The sequence below is a fragment of the Rhizobium ruizarguesonis genome (assembly GCF_017357285.1).
Classification (GTDB): domain Bacteria; phylum Pseudomonadota; class Alphaproteobacteria; order Rhizobiales; family Rhizobiaceae; genus Rhizobium; species Rhizobium ruizarguesonis.
The window spans coordinates 1282323-1306696 of sequence record NZ_CP071678.1; the positions used below are offsets into that span (position 1 = coordinate 1282323).

Consider the following 24374-nt stretch of genomic DNA (forward strand, 5'->3'; position numbering starts at 1 on the left):
CCGCATTCAACTTTTGCGTAACAACTCTGTGGCCTTCTCTGCCAGTCGAAAGAGGAACGAGCCCGTGCAACAGAATCTGATGACCTCCAGGAAATTCGCGCCGCTGTTCTGGACCCAGTTCCTGACGGCCTTCAACGACAATTTCCTCAAGAACACCCTGGTGTTCCTCATTCTCTTCAAGATGTCGGCGAGTGAAGGCGCCGCCCTGGTGACGCTTGCCGGCGTCATCCTCATCGTGCCCTTTCTGCTGCTCTCCGCACTCGGCGGCGAACTCGCCGACAAGCATGATAAGGCGAAAATTGCCGAGCTGCTGAAACGCTGCGAGATCGCGGTCGCCGCCCTTGCCGTTATCGGTCTGGCCTTCTCTTCCATCTTCGTGCTGATGGCGGCGCTGTTCGGCTTCGGCATCGTCTCGGCCCTGTTCGGGCCGATCAAATACGGCATCCTGCCCGATCATCTCGAACGCCGCGACCTGCCGAAGGCCAATGCCTGGATCGAGGGCGGCACCTTCATCGCCATCCTCGCCGGCACGATCATCGCCGCCTTCGCCTTCTCCGGCGGCGACAATGTGCTGATCTTCGGCACGATGATGATGGGGCTTTCGGTGCTCTGCTGGCTGGCCAGCCGGATGATCCCGCCCACCGGCTCCAAGGCGCCGGATCTGGAAATCGACCGCAATGTCATCCGCTCCAGCTACACCCTGGTCATGGAAATCCGCGCCGATAAGCGCCTGTGGCGTTCGGCGCTGATGAACTGCTGGTTCTGGCTGGTCGGCGCCTTCGTTCTCTCCATCCTGCCGACCATGGTGACCGAACTGCTCGGCGGCTCCGAGCTCGTCGTGCCGGCTTATCTCACCGTCTTTGCCATCGCCGTCGCCGTCGGTTCGGCCATTGCCGCCTGGATGTCATCCGGCCGCATCGTGCTGCTGCCGGCCCCTGTCGGCACGGCGCTGCTTGGCCTCTTCAGCCTCGATCTCGCCTGGAACCTCTGGGGCTTGGCTTCCACAAGCCATGCGACGACGATCGCCGGTTTTTTCGCTGGCCAGAATACCATCCGCGTCGCCATCGATCTCGCCGGCATGGCCATATCAGGCGCCTTCATCGCCGTGCCGACCTTCGCCGCCCTGCAGACCTGGGCGCATGAGGACCGCCGCGCCCGCGTCATCGGCGCCGCCAATGTGCTCTCGGCCCTGTTCATCACTGTCGGCCTCGGCCTCGTCGCCGCCGTCCAGGCGATGGGCGCCTCCATTCCGCAGATTCTGATCGGCCTCGGCATCATCAATTTTGCCGTCGCCTGGCTGATGCTGAAGACGCTGCCGACCAATCCCTTCCGCGATTTCATCTCGATCATGTTCCGCGCCTTCATGCGCCTCGAGGTCGAGGGGCTCGAAAATATCAAGAAGGCCGGCCGCGCGCCGATCATCGCGCTCAACCATGTCAGCCTGCTCGACGGCGCCCTGGCACTTGCCATCACCGAGGAAGAGCCGACCTTTGCCGTCGATTACAAGATCGCCCAGGCCTGGTGGGTGCGGCCCTTCCTGAAGATGTGCAAATTCCTGCCGCTCGACCCGACAAAGCCGATGGCGACGCGTTCGCTGATCAAGGTGGTGCAGGACGGCAACCCGATCGGCATCTTCCCCGAGGGCCGCCTGACGGTGACCGGCACGCTGATGAAGGTCTATGATGGCGCCGCCATGGTCGCCGACAAGACCGGCTCGATGGTCGTGCCGGTGAAGATCGATGGGCTGGAGAAGAGCTATCTCTCCTATCTCGACAACGGCAAGATCCGCCGCCGGCTGTTCCCCAAGGTCAAGGTCACCATTCTCGAGCCGGTGAAGCTCGAAGTGCCGCCAGAGCTGAAAGGCCGCAAACGCCGCACGGCGGCGGGTGCTGCCCTTTATCAGGTGATGTCGAACCTGCTGTTCCAGACCGCCGATACCTCGTCCACCGTGCTCGATCGCGTCATTCAGGCCGGCCACGAATTCGGCATGAAGAAACTTGCCGTCGAAGATCCGGTCACCGGCCGGCTGACCTATGGCAAACTGCTCACCGGGGCTGCCGTGCTCGGCGCCAAATTCCGCACCATGTTTCCGGAAACCAATCTCGGCGTCATGCTGCCGAATGCCAATGGCGCCGCCGCCACGCTTCTCGGCGTGATGAGCGCGGGCAAGGTGCCGGCGATGCTGAACTTCACCGCTGGTGCCGCCAATATCCTCTCCGCCTGCAAGGCGGCGCAAGTCAAACATGTGCTGACCTCGCGCGCCTTCGTCACCCAGGCGAAACTCGGGCCGGTGATCGCCGAGATGGAAAAGCAGGTGACGATCGTCTGGCTCGATGATCTCAGGGCCGAAATCTCACTCAAGGACAAGATCCTTGGGCTTCTCCGCAAGGCGCGGCCGCTCACGAAGCGCCAGCCGGATGATCCGGCGGTCATCCTTTTCACCTCGGGCTCCGAGGGCACGCCGAAGGGCGTGGTGCTCACCCACCGCAACATCCTGTCGAACGCCGCCCAGGCCGCTGCCCGCATCGATTTCCACAGCGGCGACAAGGTGTTCAACATCCTGCCGGTGTTCCATTCTTTCGGGCTGACGGCCGGCACCGTGCTGCCGCTGATCTCGGGCGTGCCGGTTTATTTCTATCCGTCGCCGCTGCATTACCGCATCGTGCCGGAACTGATCTATGTCTCCAACGCCACGATCATCTTCGGCACCGATACCTTCCTCAACGGCTATTCGAGGACGGCCCATCCCTATGACTTCCGTTCGATCCGCTATATCTTCTCAGGCGCCGAGCCGGTGAAGGCCTCGACCCGCCAGACCTATATGGAAAAATTCGGCCTGCGCATCCTCGAAGGTTATGGCGTCACCGAGACCGCGCCGGTGATTTCCATCAACACGCCGATGTACAACAAGTCGGGCACGGTCGGCAAAATCCTGCCCGGCATGGAATGGAAGCTCGAACCGGTGCCCGGCATCGATGAGGGCGGCCGGCTGCATGTGCGCGGCGCCAATGTCATGGCAGGGTACCTGCGCGCCGAAAAGCCCGGCGTGCTCGAGCCGCTCGTCGACGGCTGGCACGACACCGGCGACATCGTCACCATCGACGAGGACGGCTTCGTCAAGATCCGCGGCCGCGCCAAACGCTTCGCCAAGATCGGCGGCGAAATGATCTCGCTCGCCGCCGTCGAGACGCTGGCCGCCGAACTCTGGCCCGGTGCCCTCTCGGTCGTCTCCTCGCTGCCCGACGCCAAGAAGGGCGAGCGCCTGGTGCTCCTGACCGACGCCCCCACCGCCACCCGCGCCGAATTCCTCGCCTTCGCCAAATCCAAGGGCGCCATGGACATGATGGTCCCGGCCGAGGTCAATATCGGCAAGGTGCCGGTGCTCGGCTCCGGCAAGGTGGATTTCGTCGCGGCGCGCAAGCTGGCGGAAAGTGCGGTGCAGGGGGAGCAGGCGGCGTAAGCGGGCGTAGGTTCGGGGTTTCGTGCGGCACCCCCCTCTGCCCTGCCGGGCATCTCCCCCACAGGTGGGGAGATCACAAGTGGCGCGCTCTTCCTGCCCACTTACCGTGTCGCCGGGCTGAAACGTCGATTGTTTGGGGAAGCCCGTGAGCCCAGCCAATCTCCCCACCTGTGGGGGAGATGCCCGGCAGGGCAGAGGGGGGTGCCAGGCATCGCCGTGGCTGTTCCGGCAGCGAGAGGCAGCGGGGAACGGAGGGCTTGCGGCAAAACCCCTTCTCCCCTCGGGGAGAAGGTGCCGGCAGGCGGATGAGGGGGCCACACGGCACACCCCTCTCGTAACAACCTATCCGGCGACTGAGACGACGCGAGCGCTGTGGAACTCACATGGTTGGAAAGACCGGCGTGGCCAGCCCCCTCATCCGCCCTACGGGCACCTTCTCCCCGAGGGGAGAAGAGGGAATCGAGAGGTCGCGGCATGGTCCCTTCGCCCCGCAGGCGGGGGTCCGAAGGACGGGTCGAGACCAGTGGCTCGACCCCGGCAAAGGTGGCGGCAGCCGGATGAGGGGCGGCCCCAAGCGTGAATTTGTCGACGTCGTCAGCATAACAGGTGGCACCCGGCCGCCTGTTATGCATTTCGGACAAACCGTCCGTTACTTCTGTTCGGGCGCCAAAAACTCGGCGCAATAGGACGGACCGTTGACGCCGGGGATGTCGGCGACGGTGCGGATGTCGCGGATCGTGTAGTCGGAGCTGGTGGTGATTTCGGCCTGGCAGCGCAGATAGGCGGTGCGGGCAGACGAAATCTGCTTGCCGCGCTTACCGTCGGCGCCTTCGGCATATTTCGCCGGAATGCGCACGGTCTTGTAGCCACCGCGCCAGGTATAGACGGTGGTCGAGCCTTGCTCGCTGTCGCTGATCGGCGGCCCGTAGGCGGCAAAGAAGATGCCGGCCGATTTGCCGACCCAGCGGGCCTCGATCGGATTGCCGGCGGAAGGAATGGTCGTGCATCCGGCAAGCGCAATGGCAAGCCCGGCCGCGGTCATGGTGCGGAAATTCATCGTGTCGTCCCTGATCTCAAGCGCATTGGCTGCGAAGCCGCCGTCGCAGCGGTTTCGCCTGTCCCGTCTGCCCTTTAGCGCGGAACCTCGCAAAAGAAAATTGCTCCTTTGAGACTTCCGTTCGATTTGCGGGAGGTGTGGCTTTTTGCAGCCGCCGCCGCCGCCCGAACCTGTCACAACCCCGTCAAAAATTCCGCCGGCTTTTTGGAATTTGGTGCTTGTGCAACCAGATAGGCTGTTCTATAGAAGCGCCGCTGGTCACGGAGTGTAGCGCAGTCTGGTAGCGCACCACGTTCGGGACGTGGGGGTCGAGTGTTCGAATCACTCCACTCCGACCAGCTAGAAACCCCGCTCCGGCGGGGTTTTTCGTTTCTGCTGATCTCAGCCCAAATTCCCCCGGATTTCACCGTTTGATTCATGCGATCCCTGACCGGCCTTTCGCGCCTTGCGCGCTGTGGATCAAAAGGGAGCCCCGCCGAAACGGGGCAATTTGGGAACGGGCGGATCGCACTGCAAGGGGTGGCGTACGGCCCCGTCACGAGGGGGCACCTGCGCGATCCTTGCGACCTAACCCATAGATAGTCGGAAAAGTTCCTGTGCGGTTCCGCACCAAGCGCCCCGCGCTCGAAGGATTGATGTCGGCACCTTGTTTCATTCGAATAAGAGCACATCTCGATGGGGTAAGCGCCGTCAGGAAAACAAATGGCCTACGAGCCGGATATGGCTATCGTCTTCGATAGCGTGACAAAGGCGGTGATCGTCAGTTTCCGCGGAGTCACGATCTATCTGCCAGGTCCCTATGCCGACCGAAAGGCGGCCGTCCTTACCGCCGAAGCGCATTGCCGCCGACTTGGCTGGCAAGGTTGATTGCGACTTATATCTACAATCCATAAAAGGCAGATATTTGTATTGTGAATCGCTCGTCCTTTCGCAATGAGCGCGTATGCCGAGGCAAAATGTGCTAAGGTCTCTTGGTCGACACCGAACATCGTTGCCGGTCTATCGTCGCTGATCATCAACAACTTCAGTAGCTTATGTGCGGTTTTGTCATAAACGCACACTTTCGCGGGACCTATAGCCAAATCTTTGGCCGTCCCGTAGCTTTCACCATACCCACAGGCGTTTGGCTTGACATCCAAGCTCCCCACGCGGAGCTGCTATGCACCACTTCGACCAATCGACCGTCGAGAACACTCTACTGAAATTGTTGAGCGTAGACGGCTTCGCACGCCTCTCGGGAGAGATGGAGCGCGTCGACCTTCCATTAAGGCACGTTCTTGTTGCTAGCGACGTCCCAACCACGCATGTCTGCTTCTTGGAAAGAGGCTTGGGATCCATGGTTGTCAGCAGCACCGACGAAGAGGTGGTGGAAATTGGCCACATCGGGCCCGAAGGCGCATCCGGCATGCACGTCGTCCTGGCAGTAGAGACCACTCCCACGCGCACGTTCATGCAAGTCGCAGGGTCGGGAATTATGGTGCCGATGGAGACGTTTCAGCGCGCGCTCGCCGATGATCCCGAGATGAAGGATTTCTTCCTTCGCTATGTTCACACAACCGTGCTGCAGCTCGCCCATTCGGCGCTTGCGAACGCCCGCTACAATATGCATGAACGGTTGGCTCGGTGGATCCTGATGTGTCACGACCGCCTTGAAGGCAACAACCTGGCAATTACCCATGAATTTCTGGCATTGATGCTGGGTGTCCGGCGTTCGGGCGTCACCAACGAACTACACGTCCTTGAGGGCGTCCACGCGATCCGATCGACCCGCGGAAACGTGCGAATTCTGGACAGGGAAAAATTGATCGAAATTGCCGGTGGCTGCTATGGAGTGCCGGAGCGCGAATACGAAAAGGTGCTGGGTCTTCCGCACTGCGCCAGGTAGATTAGCCCACTCGCTTAACCGCTTCCGAAAAGGGCATCACGAGCAGGATATCGCCTGTTTCGTTTCTGATCTCGACGCTTCTTGACGCAATGTCATATCCAAGCATCACGGCACTGCTCATCAATGCGCGAGCATCACGCACCGCTTCAATGCGAGCGGCATCCAAATCAGCAAGCTCGGTTCCTTCCCAGTCGTCGAGCGATCCTGCTTCAGACAGAATGTTGAAGTAGAAGCGTGGCATTCGAAATCCTTCAAAGCCCGGCAGGATAAGTCATTTATTTTGCCGTTCCGCAGCGTTCAGATCAACAGCATCGGGCATGCTTTGGTCGTCCGTGCCGATGCCCCTGCGGCCACTGTGCGCAATCGCACTGATAGTTGGCATCGAGAAGTCATTGGATTAAGTTTTAATGTGGGCTTCAACTCAAGACTAACCCGGAGCGGCGACGCGTAGGAGGATGATATGATCGATTTCAATCTCTCGCTCCAGACGAAAGACGTGAACGTGCTTTCGGAGGCTGTTCGGACCTGGTACCAGCACAATCACGTCACGCCGACGGAACGAGCAACGCAATTGCTCTGCAGCGCGGCTATGGATCTTTATAGCCAAGGGCACAGGACGCCGGAGGAACTGGCTACGCTGCTGATCACCAGGTTTGACAGCCCCCATTCGCTGAAGATCAACGCGACGACGTCTGCTGCTCATCACTAGCGATATCGGTCTCATCGTTTGGCATGACCCTGGGCGCTCCTATCGGATTTTGGAGGCATCGAAATGCTTCAATCCCTCATTACATTGTCCGATCAAGACATCGAACTCGTCATCACTGCGGTTCAGCAGTGGTGTACAAGGAACCACTGTGACATCGATAGCAACGAAGGCCACCGCGCCCTGACCCTTGCCATCGATCTCGTTCAGAACTCCGCCCGAGACACGCTCCTCCACAACATGACGGAGCGCCTCGGCCCCCGGGCCGGTCAGATGGACGCGGAAACCTCCGGCGCCAGCTGACGAGCAATGAGTGCCTCTAGGGTCAGGACTCACTAATCAGAGCCAGAAGATGACGGCCGCTGCTATGCATATGCTTGAGAAAAAGGTGCGGGCGCAGCGTATCGAGTGTGAATACGACGCCAGTCTTTGAGTTTTCCGAACATGTTTTCGATCTTGTGACGTTGCTTGTAGAGCACAGCGCCTGTTGGGCTGCATGTTTGTCACCGGCTATCACGAGCAGGCTCAACGGCAAGACTTTGCCGCTAACAACCGTCATAGGCGCTTCGCGGACGTTATAACCATTGCTGGCCTGTCGTGTTCGTCCCCCCGTGGACGGAACTGCTTTCATAGTTGGGCGTTTTTGTCAGTTAGATCGGGTACTGCTGGCATTCCGCCGGCACTGCCGAATGGGAGAAAAATCATGAGAACGATATTGATCGCGATAGGTGCGTTAACTGCTTTAGCCGGGTCTGCTTTTGCGGCCGAGCCTGCCAAGACGGTGGACACGAAAATGGGCAAGGTCCTGGCTACTGAAAAGGGCATGGTCCTTTACACCTTCGACAAGGATACAAAAGGCAAATCCAACTGCGATAAGGATTGCCTGAAGAAGTGGCCGGCGTTCCACGCCGGAGCCAAGGCCAAGGCAGAAGGCGAATGGACTCTAGTCAAAGCTGCGGATGGCAAAGAGATGTGGGCCTACGAGGGCAAGCCGCTCTACACCTATGTCGAGGATAAGAAAGCCGGTGAAGCCAACGGCGATGGCGTTGGGGGAGTTTGGCACGCGGCCAAATAGCTGAACCGGCGACCGTTTGAACGGGCGGTCGTCGGATCGCCTTGAACCGCAAGACCGACCTCTGGAACTACATATCCCTACTCTACGGCTTTCGCCGACAAACCCGGCCTCCGCCGAATGCTGCACCATTCCTTGCGACATCATCTACTAGATTCCAAATGCTGGTCAGAAGCAGGGATCGGGGACGCAGATTGTATGCGGTCTTTAGTTTGCGCTGCAGCCCACTCGAGAAAAAGGTTGTAGGCAACCGCCAACAAGGTCGGCCCGAGAAAAAGCCCAATCAGGCCGAACGCCAAGACACCGCCAATAAGTCCAAACAGGCCGAGAAGCACAGGCTGCTGTTTTGGTTAAGCAGATACGGTCGAAGGAAATTGTCAATGCTGCTGACGGGAAGCAAGCCCCAGATCGCGATGAGGATGCCCCATCCTACTGATCCTTGCAGGAGCAGCCAAAGGGCAACTGGTCCCCACAGTTGATGCCAGATTAATAGGTCCTGACCCTAGATGAATATCGGCTCCGGGTCCGGGTCGAATCTCTTCGATGACATCCGGCGCGGCTTACCGACGCCAATGCCGGGGGCCACATTGTCATCAAATCTGACGGAAATTGCGTCATAAGATCATGCAGGGCGGGACATCATTGAGCCAACGCGTAGCAATCGCAACGCGCACTTCGCGTTAGAAACGGACAATCCCATATGTCGATGTATCGTAAGCGCTGTTTTCAGGCACGGCTTTGAGTTCGTGCATTGCGGCATAGGCCCAAGGCAGCAGGTCATCGATCTGGCTATTTGGATGCCCGTTGACGATCTTGGTGATGACGTCTGAGAGATAGGCCAGTGGCTCGACATCGTTGAGCTTGGGCAACGTCGTTGAAAAAGAGGGTGTTGGCCATTTTCGGCTTCATTGACGAGAACGACTTCTCCGACCAATTCGGTGTTGTGGAACCATTCTGCCGTAAACGGCCGGTTCGGACCGGCGTGGGGCAGAATCAGGGCCGTGCACCATGTCCACCAAATTCAACCTGGAAAGTGCCCTTATTATCCCAAGGATCGCGGGGTTACGAACCGTTCGAGATAACCGGTGCCGGCCGCAATCTCGCCCCATCCGTCAAGATCGAGGTCGATGACGCCGAGTCCCGCCGTCGGGAACTTCTCCTGCATGCGTCCCACGGCATCGGCATCACCGTCCGCCACGATAAGCGAGGCTGCATTCTCCATGCCGGGATTGTGGCCGACGATGAGCAGCGTGCGGATGCCAGGTTCGACGGCCCGGATCACATCCAGGATGCGCTCGGCCGACACCTCATAGATATCCGCCGCCTCGCGTTCGGAGACCTTTTTCGAAAGGGCCCCGCGGACGAGCTTCCAGGTTTCCTTCGCCCGGCGGGCCGGCGAGACGAGGGCGAGATCGGGGATCAGCTTTTCACGCACCATATAGGTGCCGATGACGCGTGCTGCCTTGCGCCCGCGATCCGCCAATGGCCGTTCACGGTCGGCCACACCGTCAGGCCAGGCGGATTTGGCGTGGCGCAGAAGGATGAGGCGGTGTTTCGGCAGCATGGGGTTCAGCGTCATTTTATCGCGAGGCCGAATGTCGTCGGCTAGAGCTTCGTTTCGTGTTGACTCCTGGAGCAGGAACTGCCTCCGATACAGCTCGCAAACTAGGCTGGTGCCACTGGCAGGTCCAGTTGTTTCGTCCTACATTTGCGAAACTTGAACATTCCGCGGATTTCGGCGTTGCGATGGTCAATCTTTCTGATGCAGGACTGCCGTGCGGCCCACCATGAAATAGGCGCTCCCGTTTGCACGGCCGAGGGTTGCTGCGCTCCTCGAGATCCGGAGAAGCTCCAATGATCGAGATCGAACCGGTCCGCGGAACCGACCCCGCCCTCAAGGCCTTGCTAGATGGCGCAGGCCTGCCCACCGACGATCTTCAAGGGGTCGGGCGGATATTCTTCATTGCCGCCGAGAACGGATCGGTCTGCGGTTCCGGCGGTTTTGAACCGGCGGGCCGCGATATCCTGCTCCGGTCGATTGCCGTGGCCCCAGGCCACCAAGGTCGGGGCATCGGCAAGAAGATCGCGTTGGACGTCCTTGAACGGGCTCGCCGATTCGGTGCGAATCTATCGCCTTTACAAGGAGATGGACCTCCAGCTCCGCAACAAGGTTCCCAAGCGACGGGTCAAAGCGAAGCTGCGGGCTGACCGCACGGAACCGACCCATTCAAACCATATCTGGGCCATGGATTTCGTTCACGACCAGTTGGCTACCGGCCGCAAGATCAGGGTTTTGACGGTCGTCGATACCTTCTCTCGCTTCTCGCCGGCAGTCGACGCTCGCTTCAGCTATAAAGGCGAAGACGTGGTACAGACGCTTGAGCGGGTATGCCGGCAGGTCGGGTATCCAGCATCGATCCGTGTCGATGTATCAGCTGCGGTCGACGGCTGCGAATAGTTGAGTGAAGCCGTCGATCAGCCGTTCGTCACTGTAGATCAACGGATCACCCTGCGCTTCGACCATTCCCTTCATCGTGAGCAGACCAAGCGCAGAGAGATAGGCAAGGAAGGCGAGCAGCCTCGGTTCGATGTTCCCGCCGCCGGTTTGCCTTTTTTCGATCAGTGCGGCCGCTCCGCTGAAGATCATCGCGTTGAGAGGGCGGATGCGGGCGAACTGATCGGGCGACCATTGAACGCCTGCCGACCCCGCAACCTGGCCGAACATGAAGGCAAGACGGAAGTCGTCCATTTTCGGAGCGTAGGCATGGACCGTTTCACGCATGATCGCACCGAGCGCCTCGCCTCCGGTCTCAACAGTCGCGACCGCGGATTGCACCGCCTGTGCATGGCCTTCGAGTGTGCTGAACACAAGTTCAAAGACAAGAGCGTCCTTGGAGCTGAAATAGTAGTACAGCCCCGTCTTCGAGATGCCCGCCTCGCTGGCGACGGCTTCAAGCGTCATCGCCGCAACACCACTCTTCAGCAGCACTTTTCGTGCTGCATCGAGGATTTCCTCGCGCGATCTCTCACGGCGGCGTTGCTGGCGAGCCAACCGGCTGGCAGCTTTGTCTTCGGCGGTACGGCTCTGTTGACTGCTTGGCACAAGTTACTCCGATCGAGGTGATCTGTAAGATATACCAGCGGCAAATAGATTCGTCCATATATTGACTTTTAAGACCGTTGGTCTAAAAAGAGTACCGCAGTTAATTTTCTTGCCAAACGGGATGGGGTATTTTCACATGGACCATTTGAGCCTGACCAATCCTGTCTTCGCGGCATATGCCATCGCGGCCGCATTGATGGTTCTGAAGGGCGTCGCGATGTCGTGGCTGACTGTTATCCGCATGACCGCTGAAAATGGCGGTTTCCGAAATCCCGAGGATATGAAAAAGACGATGGCCAATCCACGGCCGCATGACAGCCAGTTGGCTCCCAACGAGCGCGTTGATCGTATCCGCCGCATTCAGCTCAACGATCTCGAAAACCTACCCTATTTCCTTGTGGCGGGACTTCTATACGTGACGACAGCACCTTCACTGCTGCTCGCGCAATTCCTTTTTTATGGCTATGTCGTGACGCGCCTGCTGCACTTCATCGCCTACTATACCGCCCAGATTCATGACATTCGCGCAGCACTGTGGACACCCGGCTCACTCATAATCATCTTCATGGCGGGCAGCACGTTCGTGAGCGCCGTTTGGTAAGCTGGTCTTTTCGGCAATGGCGATCACGATGGCAGTGAGAGTGGCGGTCAGGTAGGAGCGTGGCAGTGTTCGGCATCGATCATTCCGACCGGCACGCGGTGGGGAAGAAGCCGCGGCCGATGGAACGTGCCGCGCTGTGCTGTGATCTCAGCCGCCGACTGTGATTTCACCATCCGCAACACGTTTGACAAATATCTTCAAACCTTCATGCCTGAGTTTCTTCCAGCCGCCGTCGGAAACCATTGATTTAGCCAGATCGGCAAACCCCTTGGTGAGGTAGGGAACCTGCGATGCCGGTCGTTTGCCGAGCGCTTGCATCAGGCAGTCAGTTCTTGGCGGCGACGAGAACGTGTTTCCTGAACGTTGCATGCCGATCTCCACATGATCTGTGCCGTCTGGAAATCTGATCGTCCCATAGCCGCACTTAGCCGCCGCATTCACTTCGGTCTTGGAGAGCTTGTCTTGCAGAACAAATGACAGCTGGCTGAAACTGTTGTCGGTGTAGTCGAACTGACCCAGTATGATGAAGTCCAGCTCGTTCTGCCCCTTCTTGGCGCCCTTGATCTTGCCAAAGAAGTCGGAATTCACCTTGGTGTCTTTGCCTGTCGTCAGGGCGAGCATTTCGCCCAGCTTGATATAGGTCCTCGGTTTTGACGAAACGTCTTCGGTACCAACCGCGGCGTTGCCCGAAGGCAGACTTGCCGTCTCCGGCTTGGCATAGGCGTCAGCGAAGGCTTGCAGTGTCGTGAGGTTGAGCGCTTCGGGAAGCGAACCGCTCTCGAACTTGCGGCAAGAGAGCGCGGCTTGCCGTGTTGCCTTGTCAGGCTTGCCCTCGACATTCCCCGGCTTGCAGCCCAAATGAGCCAGTTGCTGCTGCAACGTCTTGAGCAAAACTGCCTGTTCGGCGGAATAGTCGCCGACACCGCGGGTCACACTGACATTGCGGACATCGATGCCGATACCATCCGGCTGCACCACGTCAAATTGGGACGTATGATGGTCATAGTTCTTCCATTCATTGCCCCAACCCATCATCACCGGGCCAAGAATGAAGTTGAATGATTTTGGGTCGCGGTTTGATTGCGGCTCGCACTCGTTCGATTCCCAGCAATGCGGAGCCTGGTTGGTTGCTTCGCCTTCGGCGGCGTAGATCACCTTGTTGTCGCAGCTTGCCGTAACCCATCCGCTCTCATCGTTTGCCCATCGGATTTTCAGCGAGAATCTCGCCCATTTGCCGAAATCTTCCGGTTTTTGGCACTGGCGGGCGAGAAAGTTCACGCCGTTGCGCGTGTCGGCTTTCAGCATGTAGATGAAATTGTGGATTGCCGGTCCTTCCCAGGACGCGAGGCGCAAATGGCTGTCCCAGCCATCGGGATAAAAGCCATTTGCGGAGTTGTTGTGCCAGCCCTTGTAGGCAAAAGTCGGATCGAGCCGGAAATCAAACTTGTATTCGACGCTTTCGCCAACCCTCATGTCTCGCGTATAGCGTATCGTTGAGCGGACGTTGCCATTGCGACAATCATTTTCGCCGCGTCCATCTCCATAGTCGACATTGGAACACTGACGGTCAAATATCTCAAACCGGGTCACGCCGTCCTTGACCTCCGGTCTGACCGATCCGTTGAACTTGTGGCGCTCAAAACCTTTGGGGAGCGGATCGGCAGTCGCACCTGCGTGGGGCGCAAAAACCACAAGCGCGCCAACCGCCAGTCCAACTATAGGATTTTTCAGCATAGCTCCCCCTCCAAATTGGACGCCAACCATATCACGATCTCTTTTGGAGGGTCGGGTTTAGATCAGGTTCAGATCGGTGCGTGAGGCGCTGCGCCGTGAGCAGGAGCTGCGGTCAAAGCTGCCAAGGCTTGTGCTTCCGAGCAGGCGCGACGGGCGTTTATAACGGCAGCCAGGGCGAGCGACATCAAGGGCGGCTCGTGATCGGCGATGGTTCGGATCATTCCGACCGGAACGCGGCGGGAAGATCGACAGGGACATCCAGCGGCTGGAAATGCCGCAGGTTTTCCGTAATGACAGTGAGGTCGTAGGCGCGCGCGGTCGCCGCGATGATGAGATCGCCAAGGCCGGGATGACGGCCGTGACTCTCGGCGTCATCTTCCAGGGCGCCGACTATGCGCGCGACAACAGTATCCATCGGCAATATCCGATCCCCGAAACTGTCGGTGATGAAGTCCAGCCATGCTGAAAGGCGCTTTGCCCGCTCGATCCCGCCGCGGCGGTGAAGGTTCCGCATTCCCTTCTCGATCTCCGCGACCGATAGAGCCGACAGAAAGAGAGCATCGGCTTCGCCTTGCTCATGAAACCATGCCCGCACCGGATCGGACGGCGCCACCTTGCCCGGCGCGAGCTTCGAAATGATGTTCGTGTCGAGAAGATAGGCGGTCACAGATCGATATCGCGCATTTTCGATGGGTTCCGCTCCAGCTCGACCCCGCCGGGGAAGGTCAACAGGAAATCCCCGAAATTCGGCCGTGGTTTCTTCAAAGCCCTTTTCGCCGCCTCGGCGGCTTCGACGGACACGAGCACGGCAGCGGGCTTTCCGTGCCGCGTGATCGTCACGAATTCCCCGTTTGCCGCTTCATCCACCAGACCGGCGAACCCGGCCTTTGCCTCTGCCACGCTGATTGTCGACATTGCGGCCTCCTATCTTAAATGACCATATATGGTCAAATTAGACATTGGCGCTGATGGAATCAAGACGGGGAATTTTCCAAGGGCGCAGCGGCGGCAGCTTAAGGAAACGCATTCGGCAGATAATTGTCCAGAAGATAGAAGTGTTCGCCGATCTTTCTGACGCTGACGTACTCGTCCGGACCGGGATCGAGATCCACGCATTCCTTCTTTTCCGAGCATGATGTCTGGACACGCTGTTGCCAGGCCGTGGATTGCCCGCCACTCGGCAAGGCGACTTCATCACTCTCGTCGTAGACGAGCGTCGAATAGGTTTTCTCGAGGAACGTATCGTCCCAGACAAATGTCCTGAATCGTTGCTCTCCGCCCGGCAGATCGGTTCGTTCGATCTCTGCCAGATACGTTTGCTTGGTCAGCGCAAATCGAACGCTGTCGGACGTTATGCCGACAGCAGCGAGGATACGGAGCAGGACCAGCAACAGAAGGGGTGCGATGAGGAGAGAGACGAGACGCCGCCAGCGTCGCCGCGCCAGATTGATGCAGAGGGAGCCTGCGACGGCGATCAGGGTCAGTACCCATATGATAAGGCTGATCGTCCACCAATCCCATTGGGGATGAAGCCAATATAGCCAATCTTGCGCCAGGAATGGCAACAGCCAGAGGGCATATGTCCACGTAAACTTGTCGCTACGTTTTTCTGGCTCTGGCACGTTTTAGCCACCGGCAAATTTCATTGATTCTCTGATCAACAATAACACGCAAGATAGGCGCCTCAACCGGAGCGAGTCCTGCCGTGTTTCGCGCGAGGTGCCGCGTCATGAGCATTGGTCGCGGTCGAGGCTATGTGCTCGGAGCCCCAGCGCTCAACAGCACCCGCACCAATGCCGCCTGGCTGCGTACGCCGGTTTTGTCGAAGATGCGCTGTAGCTGGGTGCGCAACGTGTTGACACTGACCCCGAGCCGATCGGCGGCGGCGGCGAGGTCATGGCCATCGACGATCAGCCGAGCAAGCCGGGTCTGCGCCGGCGAGAGGCCGAAGACCTCCCGCGCGCTGGCGATCCGGCGCACCAGCGTCTCGGCGTCGTCGAAGGAGACCAGCGTCTTGCCGTCCTCGAGCAGAACCCAGCAGTGGAGTGGAATCCCCGCGGCGTCCTCGCCGAGCGCCACCGCCCAGGCCTGCTTCGGCGCGATGTTCAGCGGTCTCTGGCTCTGCAGCTCGCGGAACGCCATGCGCACGGCCTCGCGCAGCGCAGGGTCGCGTTCGCGCTGCCGGGCACGCAGGCGGCCGGCAGCGGCGACGAGCCCGGGATGGCCAGGCATCCGCTCCCGCGCCAGCCGGTTCGTCCAGAGGATCCTTGCATCCGCGTCGACCTCGATCAGCGGGCAGCTCGCCTCCTCGACGCTGCTCTCCATCATCACCATGCAGCCGATCTTCCAGGCGCCGTCGATCCGGTGGAGGATCCGGAGCTGGCGCTTGCGATCCTCGCCGGTGTCGCTGCCGATCTGATCGAAGGTCATCCAGGCCATGTTGCCGTCGACGACGATGTTGACCTTTTCCCAGCGCACGCGCTCCGAAAAGGCGTGTTTCTCCGGGAATCGCTCGACGATCTTCTTGATCCGCGCGGCGATCGGGTCCCAGCCTTCGTCCACCCGGACGCCGAGCGAGGCGAAGTATTCCATCCGCCGGGTCTGCGGCGACTGCACCCAGTGGCTCGCCAGCGCCTCAAAGTCGCGCTGCAGCCAGGCCTCGGTTTCGGCGCGGATCACTGCCATGATCGCCGCCCGTTCAGCCTCGCTGTCGTCCATCGCGCGGTCCCCCACAACGGATCGCAGCATAGCATGATCGGTCTGTCGGAGCATGACGGCACCTCATGTGTTGACGACGCCGGCCAGAAACAGCGTCAGGCCGGCGGTCGCGGCAGTCAGCCCGAGCAGCCGGAGGCTCAGGCGCGGCAGGGTGATCTGATTTCGGTAGTATCGGTCCTCGGCCGCGGCGCCCATCGGCGTCGGGCGGCGGCGGTTTGGCATATGCGCGGCGACGAGACTTTGAAGGTCCATTGTGTTGCCTCCCGGTTCGGGCTTCATCTGCCGCATTCTCGCACGCATCCGAGCCGTGCTCTGTCATGCAGGCGGAGGACATCGGGCTCGGCGCCCGGCTGGCGAACAAAGAATCATCTCAACCGGAACGAGTCCCGCGGTGATTCGTTGAGTCGCGTATTTCCAGCGTGAGGGGGATGCATCATGAGCAGGCGACGAAGGTTCAAGCCGGTGAAGATCACCATCAATGGCAAGGTGAGGACGGTCTATAATGTCGTTCAGGCCGGCAACACTTTGCTGAACGACTGGCCCGAGCAGACGCCGGCGGCGAAGGCGGCCGAACGGCTTGTGCTTGATGTGTTCAACGATGCCGCCGGGCCGGAGCAGGTGCGGCGGGCATTCATTACTGCGGCCAAGGCCAGCGACATCAAGTTCAGCTCCTGAGCGGCGGTGTTGGCAAAAGCCCTGGCTCACTTCCATGACACCTGTTCCTGGTTTCGCAGATCCCGGGTTTTGAACTGCGTCTCCATCCAGGCGGCCGTAACAATGGCCGCGAGGAAGCCGAAGGCGAGGCTGGCGATTGCCTGGGTCCGCCATGAGACGAAGGTGACCGGCGCCGGGGTGGTGGGCTTTTCAGCGCATTCGCCGGGCGGGCAGGCGCAGCCGGAAAAGACCTTGATCAGGCAATCGCTCATGATGGGCAGCCTTTCACCGTGTCGATGGCGGCGAGGATCTTCTGGTGAAGCGGGCAGCCGTGATCTTTGCTGCCATCGAAAAAGCGTTCGGCCTCCACCAGCGCCTTCAGCAGATCGGGTGCCCCGGCGGTGACACGGGCCTCCGCGTGGGTCTTTTCGGTTGCTCCGGCCCGCCGGGCGGCGGGAAGGCTTTCGGTCGATGGCTCTGGTGCGGGACTGGCGGCAGACATCTCCGTTCTCCTCAGGCGTAAAGCTGATCGGTATCGGTGATGCCCATGATCTCGCGGGCATAGCGGTAATGCTCCTCGACGCTTGCCGCAGCACCGCGCAGCCAGGACGGGCCGCGGATCGAATGTTCGGAGCGGCGGAGGAACGCAAAGCCGAGGGCGCCCATGCGCTGAGCTTCGTTCGCCATATAGGCGCGGCAGTCGCCGATCGTGCGCGCTGCATTCCAGCGGGCGTCCCGTCTGCTTTCCTCGGTCTCGATCTTGCGGATGTGCTGCATCGCCTGTCCTCTCGCGCCTCTGATCGGCTTATGAGAGAAAGGTATTAATAATACCCGATCACGTCAACGGCGAAGGGTATAAAAAATACCTCAAAGATTGGCGAGGTACGAATCGTAGGTCTATGTCTGTCGCCAGTGATTGGGCGACCGGGTGCAACTCCCGAGCTGACGAAGCCCAGCGGCGCGGGAAGCGAAAGTCCTTAAGTGCGCTGTCAGAAAATCAGGACGAGGGCGAAGCGAATGGCCCCTCTGGCACGTGTCCCATCCCGGCTCCGGCCTTCAGGACTTGGCCAATGCTCTCCCGGCTTCATGGGCTTTGCTCATGGGGTAGGGGGAAGCTTTGGCCGGAACCCTCCCTCACCAGCCTTCAGGAACCTTCTCCTCCTAAGCTGAAGAGAGAGGAGTGAGAACTGAAGTTGGAGTATGAAGCTACGAGAAAAAAGAGGCCGGCCATGCGCATGAAATCGAAATCACCGACGAGGTGATCGAGGCGGATCTGGGCTCACCGAATTTTTAAGGTCCATGGGAGGAGAAGCTGCCGAAGGACATGTTCTCCATCCTCGCGGCGGTGACGAGTGGTGCGCCAACGGCATCCGGAGCTTCCGCAATTTGTGGTTTCAGAGGATGAATCGTCCCGATACTCTTCGTAATCCCGGCTGGGGATCGGCGAGCTTCGGAGCGAAATCCTACAGGCCGTACATCTCGCGCACGGCGCTGTACGCCAGGAGCAACACCGCTAGTGTGACGATATAGAACCAGATTCGGCCGGCGCGTGAGGAAGGGCGGATCATCCTGTTTTCCCTATTGAAATATGATTGATTCGTGGCATTAATTCCGAGCCTTGCGCTCTCATCCCTACATCTCGATGATCGATCGGCGGACGCGGCCGACGATGGTGACGGCGCCCTGGAATTCCGGTGGCGGCACGTCCTCGTAGGAGGCGGGCTGGAAGGGCGGGTCGTCGTTTGGGCGATAGCGCTTGTAGGTTGCAGCCCCCGTCTCGTCGGCGACGACATAAAGCGCGTTCGGCGCCAGGCGCTTGTCGCGCAGATTGACGAAAATGATCGAGCCGGGCGGCGAGATCTTGTTCATCGAATTGCCTTCGACCTCGAGCGCGATCCATTCGCCATCGGGAAGATCGAGGGCGGCGATCGTCGGGAATTCCGAAAAATCGGTGATCGGCGCCTGCTCGCTCAGCTGGCCGGCGCTGACCCAGGAGATTTTTGGCACATCGGCGACGGAGGCGGGCAGCTCATCCGGATCGAGCGCGTTGCCGGTGCCGAACTGCAGCCAGTTGAGATTGACCTTGAAAGCGCGGGCATACTTCTTCGCATCGGCAATGCCGAAGCCGTTGCGGCCGGACTCATGCGCCTTGTAGACATTCGCATTCCAGCCGAGCCGATCGACGATCGCCTTCGGCCCGGCAAAGCCCGCATTCTTTCGGGCCATGACGAGGCGCTTTGCGCGTTCTTCGCGTTCAAATTGTTCCTGATCTTTCAACATGATATAAAAAATACCCTAAATTAAGGTACATGTCATGCCCTAATGTGCTTGACATCTAGGGTATTAATTGTACCCTTATCGCCATGACACACAGCAACATCATCAACAGCGGTCCAGCCTTTCGGAATGGGGAGACCATAGCATGAGGTTCACCATCTCAAGCGAAGAGCGGCTCGCCATGGACGTCATGCCGACCGGCGTCGTCATTCACCGGCCGCAAGGCCCAAGGGGAGGGCGGATGTCTGTGATATCAGTTCGCAACGAGGATATCCCGTTTCTCGCCAAGGCCCTGCAGCAGGTGCTGAACGCCAACCGGGAGGTGGACTCGATATGACCATCGCCACGGCAACACCCGCCGGCGAGTTCCAGCGCCGCGGCGGCCGCTACACCGGCTGCCTGATGTGCGGCAAGGCGCTGTCGATCGCCGAGGTGATCGAGCGCCACTGCGAAAATTGCGATCGGCCGACGCGCCCGGAAGAGTTCAGCGAGACGATGATCCCGCCCGGCGCTCTGCCGATCACCAACCCCGATAGCCCAGCCCCTCCCTGACGGCTATCGGTGGCTGGCGTCGTCGCCCTCCCTCGGCGACGCCAGTATCTCGGGCGCGACTCTGTCGTGCCCACCGGCGCGACGATGTCGTGCCCGACCCAGGCGGCGGCCTGGCAGACGATCGGAGCCTTTGCTCCCAGAGCCGGCTCCGGTCGTCATCGAAGAATTTGAAATCAAGCACGGAACGAGCCACCCGCTTCGGCGGGAACGGCGAGCCGCGCTTGAAATCGGAAAGAAGGATCAAGCGATGAGCATCCAGGCCGAGGCCGCGCCAGCGCAGCAAAGCACGCACATGAACGCGCTCGAACTCTTCCGCAGCGGCCGGGACTACATCGAAATCGCGGCCCTCCTCGGGAGGTCGGTGCCGTCTGTGGAAACCGAGATCCACCGGCTTCGAAGCGCCGAAAAGGGCGACACCGCCCAGCAGGACCATGCCGGCTCAGAGATCCGGCGGTTTCCCCGCCGCGCCGCCAGGCCCGGCGCCCCGGTCAATTTTGCCGGCCGGCGGCGGAGGCTGCGGGTTTGAAGAGGCCATCTCAACCGGGAAAGGGACATCGCATGGGCAAGGACACAACGAGCCAGGAGATCATGGAGATCCTCAGCCCGGTGCTGGGGGAGGAGCTGGCGGCAGCGATCATCGAGCATCGCAAGCGCACGCTGAAAAAGCCGCTGACGGCTTATGCCGCGCGGATGCAGGCCAGGGAATATCTCATGACCGGCGATCCGGTCGGCGCCGCCGAGATGCAGATCTTCCGCGGCTGGCAGGCGATCAAATGCGACTGGTACCTCAAGGAGAAGGCGAGGGAAGCCGGGTCGATCAACAGCAGCACAAGAAGGACGACAGTGGATGCCGCAAGAGATTTCCTCTCCGGTGAAGATCATAGCTGGGATGCTTTCGGGTTTCCCGGCGTCCGCAGGCACTGATCCCGACATGCAGATCCGCGCCTATCTCGTGGCGATCGAGGGCATCCCGCTGGAGGCGGTCTGGCAGGCCGCCAAGCTCTTCATCTCCGGAAAGGTCAGGGATCATAACCGTGCCTTTGCCCCGAGCTCAGCCAGTTTTGCCGAGCAATGCCGCAATCAGCAGGCGGCGATCGAGGCGGAAAGCCGGCCGCGCATGGAGGCAGAGCCCGAGACGCCGCAGCCGAAGGTGCCGGCCTACAAGATGCAGCTGCTGCGCGACGCCGCCAACGGCAGCCGCAGCGCCAAGCGGGAGCTCGCCAAGATGTTCCCCGACAACCCGATCATTGCCAGGGCCGCACGACACGAGGAGGCAGTGAGATGACCATCACTTTTTGGACGGAAGACAAGATCGTCAAGGCGGAAAAGCTCTGGAAGGAAGGGCTGTCGGCGAGAGAGATCGCCAACCTGTTCGGCTCGAAGAAGAACACCGTCATCAACATGGCGCATCGCAACCGCGACAGGTTCCCCTCGAGGCAGGACACCTGGCATCCGCAGCCGAAGGCAGGCCCACCCGTCCAGCCGATCCGGCACCCCGACCGCGTGACGCGTGTGACCATGTCAGGCGCGCATGTGACGATGCCGCGCGTGCCGTGCATCGATGGGCCTGCAGAGCCATGAGCAACGTCACCCCACGCGAAACCGAAATTATCCGCTGGATGGCGGCGGGCAAGTCGGCGGCCGAGATCGGCACCATTCTCGGCATCTCCCACATCACCGTGAATACGCACATTGCCAACGCCAAGGCGAGGCTCGGCGTCTTCAAGGATACGGCGCTGGTCGCCGCGGCACTCAGAAACGGCATCATTCGATAGAAGGACGATCAGCATGGGCGGCAAGGCCACCAAGGTGAAGACGGGACGGGTCAACAAGGGCGCCGGCCGTCCGCGCAAGGAGAATGTCGAGCGTTTTCCCTGCGGCAAGATCAAGCCCTTCGAAACCGAGAAGGAGAATATCAGCGTGGCGATATCCGCCCGCCGCCGCATCCACGGCTTTAACAGGACGGTTGATGACGAGACGGTCAAGAGCCCCTTTGCCGGCTACACCCTCGGCCGCATGTTCCTCGACGGCCTGATCACCGCCGAGCAGCGCCAGGCCGGCGACGACTATGCCGAGGCCATCGCCCGCTACCATAAGACGACAGGCATCCCGGCCCCCAGCCCGCGGGCGCAATCGCTGTTCTCAGTCAAAGGCCACGAAGGCGAGGTGACCGAAACCTTCGCCGACCGCGCCCGCAAGGCCAGCAACCGCATGATGGCGCTGCAGGGCATCCTGCTCCGCTGCCCTGATGGCCCGCAGGTCAGGAGCACGGTCTATAACGTCACGGTGATGGATTACGAACACCTGCGCCAGATGCCGCCGCAGCAGTTGCTGTGGCTGCGGAGAGGGTTGACGGCGTTGCGGGGGGCGAGGGCTGGGTGATGGGGTGGGGCAAGGCTCAGTCTGGTATCCGGGGCTGCAACTCTCTCCAGCCTCATCCTGAGGCGCCCCGCAGGGGCCTCGAAGGACGGGGCTGGCCTCCCGCCTGCCTCGATATGCCAATGCTGCGATTGGCGTCCAGCCACCCGCCCTCGTCCTTCGAGGCTCCGGCCTTTGGCCTGCGCACCTCAGGATGAGGGCTGGTCGGTGCGCCGTGCCGCTGCACCCTTTGCAACCCCGGCCACGCCGGGCAGGCCAAGCACTGATCTTCATCACCAGGGGGGTCATAATTGCCACGCCTAAACACAGGCGATCGGATTGACAGAAGATTAGCGGTTCGCACATACCTGCAGGGCCCGTCCTAATAGGGATATTGACGGATCCACAGTGAAATTGCCGTTGCTGCAAGTTTTGAGGACATTGTGGGCGCAGGGAGCAAGTGCCAAACATAGGTCGTTCTCAAGGGACATAAGGAAGCAAGACTGTGATCTACGAGCTCAGAATTTACGACTGCCTGCCCGGCCGATTGCCCGCGCTGCTCAACCGCTTTGCCGAACATACGCTGGCAATATGGGACAAGCACGGCATCAAGCAGGCGGGTTTCTTCACCACAATCGTGGGCGAAAGCAGCCAGCGTCTCACCTATCTCATCGCCTGGGAATCGCTAGCCGATCGCGAGGTGAAATGGAAAGCCTTCACCACTGATCCTGCATGGCTTGAGGCCCGCGACGAGTCAGAGCGCGACGGGCAAATCCTCTCCAATATCTCTAGCCAGCTGTTGTCACCGACCGCCTTTTCGGCAGTAAAGTAAGACACCACCGATCCCCGCTTGCCGCCAGTCGGAATTCCACCCGATCTGGTCATCCGCGGAAGCGATGAGGAACGGCAGCTCCTAGAACAGGATGATTTCAGCCGGTCGGCCTAAAATCTGAATCCTGTTCTAAATTAAATAGTTGGAGCATGATGTCGTCCGAAAACCGACCACACTTTTCGGCATCATGCTCTAGGATATCGCCAACGCTGCCCGAACGGCCGGAAGGGCGCGCTTCGCCGACGGCTCTTCATCACCGTCGGCAAAATCGCTTCGGTCAGATCTCAGTGGCTTCGGAGAGCGAAAGCGCGCCTGCACCAGATGCCGCCGCCGCTGTTCTCGTGGGCGAGCAGGGGGCTTGCGGCCGGGCGAGGGCCGGTTGACGCCGGAGCTGCTCGGCCCGACGCTCATCCGCGTGGGCGCTGGATCAGGTCCATCGCATGGTCTTCCATCCAGGCGACCTCAAGCATCCCCTCGTCAAGCACGCCGCGGCTGGCCAATTCCATCTCCCATGCGGAGCCCGCTGCGGCAAGGTTGCGCATATGTTGCTGCATTTGCCGAACCCGTTCGATTCCGGCCTGCATGATGCCGATCTCCGGCGTTATCCCGTAGGCATCGAGCAGCAATTGAAAGCGCCGGGCTTTCTCGCGCACGCCCGTTTGCAAGCCATGCGCCTCGCATTTCTCGTCACGCCAGAACGGCACCCAGCGCCAGGCAACAAAGCCGAGGTCCCAGGCGCGCGGTCCCGGCGCTGCCGCGTCCCAATCGATGAAAGCCACGGGGAGCCCTGCTTGAAAGACCGTATTCCACGGCGTCAGGTCATTGTGGCAGACCGTTTCAACAGGGTGGCGGGCGTCAAGACGCCATTCGCGATCTTTCCATGAGAAGCTGGCCGCAGCATCGTGGTAGGATCGCAGCAATTGTCCCAGGCGCTCGAGGACGCTGTCGCGCCAGACATAATCCGGGAGACGGAGATCGAAGCGACCACCTTTATCGGGAAGGAAGCCTTCGCCATTGCCGACGTCACCGTCGATATAGGTGAGGACTTCCCGTCCCTGGTCATCGAGGCCGAGCGCACGCGGGCAGCCATCATATCCCTGCAGCTCGACGTGCCGCAGCAGGTCGAGAACGGCGGGAGACCACGCACGTCCGCCGCGCCGCACCGTTTCGCCGATGCGCACGACATTCGAATCCTTGCCGCCGATAAGAGGAATTTCTGGCTCGTCCATAGCCTAGCTTAGGCGCGGGCGAACGGACGGGTCAACGGACAAGATACCCGCAAAGGCGAGGAGCGTCGAACCGACGTCATCGATGATCACAGCAAGCAATAGCCGCGAAAACCCGGACTCCCGCGCTATCCGGTTC

General features: G+C 60.3%; 33 protein-coding genes, 1 tRNA gene and 4 pseudogenes. 20 read left to right on the plus strand and 18 right to left on the minus strand.

The window, feature by feature from the left end; all coding sequences use genetic code 11:
• The first annotated feature begins 64 nt into the window (after positions 1-64).
• Complete coding sequence (locus J3P73_RS06190; RefSeq protein WP_130664196.1) at positions 65-3460, plus strand: acyl-[ACP]--phospholipid O-acyltransferase; 3396 nt, start codon at positions 65-67, stop codon at positions 3458-3460.
• Between the two features lie 649 nt (positions 3461-4109).
• Here J3P73_RS06190 and J3P73_RS06195 read toward each other — a convergent pair.
• Positions 4110-4517, minus strand: a complete 408-nt coding sequence (locus J3P73_RS06195; protein ID WP_024323212.1) for a hypothetical protein — start codon at positions 4515-4517, stop codon at positions 4110-4112.
• Positions 4518-4778: 261 nt separating this feature from the next.
• On the opposite strand from J3P73_RS06195, the gene J3P73_RS06200 reads away from it, so the two are divergent.
• From J3P73_RS06200 to J3P73_RS06210, 3 genes are all read left to right on the plus strand, one after another.
• A tRNA-Pro gene (locus tag J3P73_RS06200) sits at positions 4779-4855 on the plus strand.
• A gap of 364 nt (positions 4856-5219) precedes the next feature.
• A complete protein-coding gene (locus J3P73_RS06205; protein ID WP_165417427.1) occupies positions 5220-5384 on the plus strand; it encodes a hypothetical protein in 165 nt (54 codons plus the stop codon).
• A gap of 292 nt (positions 5385-5676) precedes the next feature.
• Positions 5677-6402 (plus strand): Crp/Fnr family transcriptional regulator, encoded by a 726-nt coding sequence (locus J3P73_RS06210; RefSeq protein WP_018069168.1) that lies wholly within the window; start codon positions 5677-5679, stop codon positions 6400-6402.
• 1 nt (position 6403) lies between these two features.
• On the opposite strand, the gene J3P73_RS06215 is transcribed toward J3P73_RS06210, so the two are convergent.
• On the minus strand, positions 6404-6643 hold the full coding sequence (locus J3P73_RS06215) for a DUF6894 family protein (RefSeq protein WP_130691510.1): 240 nt from the start codon (positions 6641-6643) through the stop codon (positions 6404-6406).
• A 219-nt stretch (positions 6644-6862) separates the two neighbouring features.
• Here J3P73_RS06215 and J3P73_RS06220 point away from each other — a divergent pair, with 219 nt between their 5' ends.
• Together J3P73_RS06220 and J3P73_RS06225 are read left to right on the plus strand one after the other, a co-directional pair.
• Positions 6863-7111 (plus strand): hypothetical protein, encoded by a 249-nt coding sequence (locus J3P73_RS06220; protein ID WP_130762117.1) that lies wholly within the window; start codon positions 6863-6865, stop codon positions 7109-7111.
• Between the two features lie 63 nt (positions 7112-7174).
• Positions 7175-7411, plus strand: a complete 237-nt coding sequence (locus J3P73_RS06225) for a hypothetical protein (RefSeq protein ID WP_130762118.1) — start codon at positions 7175-7177, stop codon at positions 7409-7411.
• 36 nt (positions 7412-7447) lie between these two features.
• Here the strand turns inward: J3P73_RS06225 and J3P73_RS06230 are convergent.
• Positions 7448-7581, minus strand: a pseudogene (locus J3P73_RS06230) (IS5/IS1182 family transposase); the annotation flags it as partial.
• A 230-nt stretch (positions 7582-7811) separates the two neighbouring features.
• Here J3P73_RS06230 and J3P73_RS06235 point away from each other — a divergent pair.
• Positions 7812-8183, plus strand: a complete 372-nt coding sequence (locus tag J3P73_RS06235) for a COG4315 family predicted lipoprotein (protein ID WP_018069172.1) — start codon at positions 7812-7814, stop codon at positions 8181-8183.
• 140 nt (positions 8184-8323) lie between these two features.
• On the opposite strand, the pseudogene J3P73_RS37480 reads toward J3P73_RS06235, so the two are convergent.
• The 3 genes and pseudogenes from J3P73_RS37480 to J3P73_RS06245 form a co-directional block, all read right to left on the minus strand.
• Positions 8324-8655 (minus strand): annotated as a pseudogene (locus J3P73_RS37480) (AI-2E family transporter); the annotation flags it as partial.
• A gap of 205 nt (positions 8656-8860) precedes the next feature.
• Positions 8861-9043, minus strand: a pseudogene (locus J3P73_RS06240) (transposase domain-containing protein); the annotation flags it as partial.
• Positions 9044-9222: 179 nt separating this feature from the next.
• Complete coding sequence (locus J3P73_RS06245) at positions 9223-9759, minus strand: SixA phosphatase family protein (RefSeq protein WP_018485093.1); 537 nt, start codon at positions 9757-9759, stop codon at positions 9223-9225.
• Between the two features lie 275 nt (positions 9760-10034).
• Here J3P73_RS06245 and J3P73_RS06250 point away from each other — a divergent pair, with 275 nt between their 5' ends.
• Positions 10035-10388, plus strand: coding sequence for a GNAT family N-acetyltransferase (locus tag J3P73_RS06250; protein WP_075226015.1), 354 nt, complete (start codon positions 10035-10037; stop codon positions 10386-10388).
• A pseudogene (locus J3P73_RS06255) lies at positions 10312-10608 on the plus strand (DDE-type integrase/transposase/recombinase); the annotation flags it as partial. The gene J3P73_RS06250 and the pseudogene J3P73_RS06255, both read left to right, overlap by 77 nt.
• A gap of 3 nt (positions 10609-10611) precedes the next feature.
• Here J3P73_RS06255 and J3P73_RS06260 read toward each other — a convergent pair.
• Positions 10612-11283, minus strand: a complete 672-nt coding sequence (locus J3P73_RS06260; protein ID WP_244665956.1) for a TetR/AcrR family transcriptional regulator — start codon at positions 11281-11283, stop codon at positions 10612-10614.
• A 136-nt stretch (positions 11284-11419) separates the two neighbouring features.
• On the opposite strand from J3P73_RS06260, the gene J3P73_RS06265 reads away from it, so the two are divergent.
• Positions 11420-11884, plus strand: coding sequence for an MAPEG family protein (locus tag J3P73_RS06265; protein WP_020397368.1), 465 nt, complete (start codon positions 11420-11422; stop codon positions 11882-11884).
• Between the two features lie 147 nt (positions 11885-12031).
• On the opposite strand, the gene J3P73_RS06270 is transcribed toward J3P73_RS06265, so the two are convergent.
• The 6 genes from J3P73_RS06270 to J3P73_RS06295 form a co-directional block, all read right to left on the minus strand.
• Positions 12032-13618: a hypothetical protein gene (locus tag J3P73_RS06270; RefSeq protein ID WP_207579798.1), complete on the minus strand. Its 1587-nt coding sequence runs from the start codon at positions 13616-13618 to the stop codon at positions 12032-12034.
• Between the two features lie 217 nt (positions 13619-13835).
• Complete coding sequence (locus J3P73_RS06275; protein ID WP_168275799.1) at positions 13836-14285, minus strand: type II toxin-antitoxin system VapC family toxin; 450 nt, start codon at positions 14283-14285, stop codon at positions 13836-13838.
• Positions 14282-14533, minus strand: coding sequence for a type II toxin-antitoxin system Phd/YefM family antitoxin (locus J3P73_RS06280; RefSeq protein ID WP_003546085.1), 252 nt, complete (start codon positions 14531-14533; stop codon positions 14282-14284). The genes J3P73_RS06275 and J3P73_RS06280 overlap by 4 nt, the downstream gene beginning before the upstream one ends.
• 98 nt (positions 14534-14631) lie before the next feature.
• Complete coding sequence (locus J3P73_RS06285) at positions 14632-15240, minus strand: hypothetical protein (protein ID WP_130763294.1); 609 nt, start codon at positions 15238-15240, stop codon at positions 14632-14634.
• 130 nt (positions 15241-15370) lie between these two features.
• Positions 15371-16390 carry a LuxR family transcriptional regulator gene (locus J3P73_RS06290; protein ID WP_130760567.1) on the minus strand — a complete coding sequence of 340 codons (1020 nt, stop codon included), beginning with the start codon at positions 16388-16390 and terminating at the stop codon, positions 15371-15373.
• A gap of 9 nt (positions 16391-16399) precedes the next feature.
• A complete protein-coding gene (locus J3P73_RS06295) occupies positions 16400-16588 on the minus strand; it encodes a hypothetical protein (RefSeq protein ID WP_130654844.1) in 189 nt (62 codons plus the stop codon).
• Positions 16589-16771: 183 nt separating this feature from the next.
• Here J3P73_RS06295 and J3P73_RS06300 point away from each other — a divergent pair, with 183 nt between their 5' ends.
• Entirely contained in the window at positions 16772-17011 is a 240-nt protein-coding gene (locus J3P73_RS06300; protein WP_018069182.1) for a DUF982 domain-containing protein, read from the plus strand.
• A gap of 26 nt (positions 17012-17037) precedes the next feature.
• On the opposite strand, the gene J3P73_RS06305 is transcribed toward J3P73_RS06300, so the two are convergent.
• The 4 genes from J3P73_RS06305 to J3P73_RS06320 form a co-directional block, all read right to left on the minus strand.
• Positions 17038-17262 carry a hypothetical protein gene (locus J3P73_RS06305; protein WP_207579799.1) on the minus strand — a complete coding sequence of 75 codons (225 nt, stop codon included), beginning with the start codon at positions 17260-17262 and terminating at the stop codon, positions 17038-17040.
• Positions 17259-17492, minus strand: coding sequence for a hypothetical protein (locus tag J3P73_RS06310; RefSeq protein WP_024323222.1), 234 nt, complete (start codon positions 17490-17492; stop codon positions 17259-17261). The genes J3P73_RS06305 and J3P73_RS06310 overlap by 4 nt, the downstream gene beginning before the upstream one ends.
• Before the next feature lie 11 nt (positions 17493-17503).
• A complete protein-coding gene (locus tag J3P73_RS06315; RefSeq protein ID WP_130664199.1) occupies positions 17504-17767 on the minus strand; it encodes a hypothetical protein in 264 nt (87 codons plus the stop codon).
• 855 nt (positions 17768-18622) lie between these two features.
• Positions 18623-19270, minus strand: a complete 648-nt coding sequence (locus J3P73_RS06320; protein WP_207579800.1) for a S24 family peptidase — start codon at positions 19268-19270, stop codon at positions 18623-18625.
• 142 nt (positions 19271-19412) lie between these two features.
• Between J3P73_RS06320 and J3P73_RS06325 the strand changes: the two genes are divergently transcribed.
• From J3P73_RS06325 to J3P73_RS06365, 9 genes are all read left to right on the plus strand, one after another.
• Complete coding sequence (locus J3P73_RS06325; protein ID WP_130771170.1) at positions 19413-19604, plus strand: hypothetical protein; 192 nt, start codon at positions 19413-19415, stop codon at positions 19602-19604.
• Positions 19601-19819 (plus strand): hypothetical protein, encoded by a 219-nt coding sequence (locus tag J3P73_RS06330; protein WP_130771171.1) that lies wholly within the window; start codon positions 19601-19603, stop codon positions 19817-19819. The genes J3P73_RS06325 and J3P73_RS06330 overlap by 4 nt, the downstream gene beginning before the upstream one ends.
• 247 nt (positions 19820-20066) lie before the next feature.
• A complete protein-coding gene (locus J3P73_RS06335) occupies positions 20067-20345 on the plus strand; it encodes a sigma-70 family RNA polymerase sigma factor (protein ID WP_130771172.1) in 279 nt (92 codons plus the stop codon).
• Between the two features lie 32 nt (positions 20346-20377).
• Entirely contained in the window at positions 20378-20743 is a 366-nt protein-coding gene (locus J3P73_RS06340) for a hypothetical protein (protein WP_130654851.1), read from the plus strand.
• Positions 20709-21104, plus strand: a complete 396-nt coding sequence (locus J3P73_RS06345) for a hypothetical protein (protein WP_018069191.1) — start codon at positions 20709-20711, stop codon at positions 21102-21104. The genes J3P73_RS06340 and J3P73_RS06345 overlap by 35 nt, the downstream gene beginning before the upstream one ends.
• On the plus strand, positions 21101-21400 hold the full coding sequence (locus J3P73_RS06350) for a GcrA family cell cycle regulator (RefSeq protein ID WP_018069192.1): 300 nt from the start codon (positions 21101-21103) through the stop codon (positions 21398-21400). The genes J3P73_RS06345 and J3P73_RS06350 overlap by 4 nt, the downstream gene beginning before the upstream one ends.
• Entirely contained in the window at positions 21397-21594 is a 198-nt protein-coding gene (locus J3P73_RS06355) for a response regulator transcription factor (RefSeq protein ID WP_018069193.1), read from the plus strand. The genes J3P73_RS06350 and J3P73_RS06355 overlap by 4 nt, the downstream gene beginning before the upstream one ends.
• A 13-nt stretch (positions 21595-21607) precedes the next feature.
• Positions 21608-22201, plus strand: a complete 594-nt coding sequence (locus J3P73_RS06360; RefSeq protein ID WP_130771174.1) for a hypothetical protein — start codon at positions 21608-21610, stop codon at positions 22199-22201.
• Between the two features lie 481 nt (positions 22202-22682).
• The gene (locus J3P73_RS06365) at positions 22683-23009 is read left to right on the plus strand and encodes an NIPSNAP family protein (protein ID WP_130664205.1); all 327 of its coding nucleotides are present in this window, start codon (positions 22683-22685) and stop codon (positions 23007-23009) included.
• A 407-nt stretch (positions 23010-23416) separates the two neighbouring features.
• On the opposite strand, the gene J3P73_RS06370 is transcribed toward J3P73_RS06365, so the two are convergent.
• The gene (locus J3P73_RS06370) at positions 23417-24238 is read right to left on the minus strand and encodes a phosphotransferase (protein ID WP_130760571.1); all 822 of its coding nucleotides are present in this window, start codon (positions 24236-24238) and stop codon (positions 23417-23419) included.
• Positions 24239-24374 lie beyond the last annotated feature (136 nt).

Bases quoted from the DNA above. Each gene is read 5' to 3' on its own strand.
- J3P73_RS06280 (WP_003546085.1), bottom strand. From the start codon at position 14,533: ATGTCGACAATCAGCGTGGCAGAGGCAAAGGCCGGGTTCGCCGGTCTG.
- J3P73_RS06345 (WP_018069191.1), top strand. From the start codon at position 20,709: ATGCTTTCGGGTTTCCCGGCGTCCGCAGGCACTGATCCCGACATGCAG.
- J3P73_RS06295 (WP_130654844.1), bottom strand. From the start codon at position 16,588: ATGGACCTTCAAAGTCTCGTCGCCGCGCATATGCCAAACCGCCGCCGC.
- J3P73_RS06350 (WP_018069192.1), top strand. From the start codon at position 21,101: ATGACCATCACTTTTTGGACGGAAGACAAGATCGTCAAGGCGGAAAAG.
- J3P73_RS06195 (WP_024323212.1), bottom strand. From the start codon at position 4,517: ATGAATTTCCGCACCATGACCGCGGCCGGGCTTGCCATTGCGCTTGCC.
- J3P73_RS06320 (WP_207579800.1), bottom strand. From the start codon at position 19,270: ATGTTGAAAGATCAGGAACAATTTGAACGCGAAGAACGCGCAAAGCGC.
- J3P73_RS06370 (WP_130760571.1), bottom strand. From the start codon at position 24,238: ATGGACGAGCCAGAAATTCCTCTTATCGGCGGCAAGGATTCGAATGTC.
- J3P73_RS06250 (WP_075226015.1), top strand. From the start codon at position 10,035: ATGATCGAGATCGAACCGGTCCGCGGAACCGACCCCGCCCTCAAGGCC.
- J3P73_RS06265 (WP_020397368.1), top strand. From the start codon at position 11,420: ATGGACCATTTGAGCCTGACCAATCCTGTCTTCGCGGCATATGCCATC.
- J3P73_RS06245 (WP_018485093.1), bottom strand. From the start codon at position 9,759: ATGACGCTGAACCCCATGCTGCCGAAACACCGCCTCATCCTTCTGCGC.
- J3P73_RS06360 (WP_130771174.1), top strand. From the start codon at position 21,608: ATGGGCGGCAAGGCCACCAAGGTGAAGACGGGACGGGTCAACAAGGGC.
- J3P73_RS06355 (WP_018069193.1), top strand. From the start codon at position 21,397: ATGAGCAACGTCACCCCACGCGAAACCGAAATTATCCGCTGGATGGCG.
- J3P73_RS06205 (WP_165417427.1), top strand. From the start codon at position 5,220: ATGGCCTACGAGCCGGATATGGCTATCGTCTTCGATAGCGTGACAAAG.
- J3P73_RS06335 (WP_130771172.1), top strand. From the start codon at position 20,067: ATGAGCATCCAGGCCGAGGCCGCGCCAGCGCAGCAAAGCACGCACATG.
- J3P73_RS06325 (WP_130771170.1), top strand. From the start codon at position 19,413: ATGAGGTTCACCATCTCAAGCGAAGAGCGGCTCGCCATGGACGTCATG.
- J3P73_RS06235 (WP_018069172.1), top strand. From the start codon at position 7,812: ATGAGAACGATATTGATCGCGATAGGTGCGTTAACTGCTTTAGCCGGG.
- J3P73_RS06310 (WP_024323222.1), bottom strand. From the start codon at position 17,492: ATGTCTGCCGCCAGTCCCGCACCAGAGCCATCGACCGAAAGCCTTCCC.
- J3P73_RS06225 (WP_130762118.1), top strand. From the start codon at position 7,175: ATGCTTCAATCCCTCATTACATTGTCCGATCAAGACATCGAACTCGTC.
- J3P73_RS06340 (WP_130654851.1), top strand. From the start codon at position 20,378: ATGGGCAAGGACACAACGAGCCAGGAGATCATGGAGATCCTCAGCCCG.
- J3P73_RS06290 (WP_130760567.1), bottom strand. From the start codon at position 16,390: ATGCTCCGACAGACCGATCATGCTATGCTGCGATCCGTTGTGGGGGAC.
- J3P73_RS06300 (WP_018069182.1), top strand. From the start codon at position 16,772: ATGAGCAGGCGACGAAGGTTCAAGCCGGTGAAGATCACCATCAATGGC.
- J3P73_RS06315 (WP_130664199.1), bottom strand. From the start codon at position 17,767: ATGCAGCACATCCGCAAGATCGAGACCGAGGAAAGCAGACGGGACGCC.
- J3P73_RS06220 (WP_130762117.1), top strand. From the start codon at position 6,863: ATGATCGATTTCAATCTCTCGCTCCAGACGAAAGACGTGAACGTGCTT.
- J3P73_RS06270 (WP_207579798.1), bottom strand. From the start codon at position 13,618: ATGCTGAAAAATCCTATAGTTGGACTGGCGGTTGGCGCGCTTGTGGTT.
- J3P73_RS06215 (WP_130691510.1), bottom strand. From the start codon at position 6,643: ATGCCACGCTTCTACTTCAACATTCTGTCTGAAGCAGGATCGCTCGAC.
- J3P73_RS06210 (WP_018069168.1), top strand. From the start codon at position 5,677: ATGCACCACTTCGACCAATCGACCGTCGAGAACACTCTACTGAAATTG.
- J3P73_RS06330 (WP_130771171.1), top strand. From the start codon at position 19,601: ATGACCATCGCCACGGCAACACCCGCCGGCGAGTTCCAGCGCCGCGGC.
- J3P73_RS06305 (WP_207579799.1), bottom strand. From the start codon at position 17,262: ATGAGCGATTGCCTGATCAAGGTCTTTTCCGGCTGCGCCTGCCCGCCC.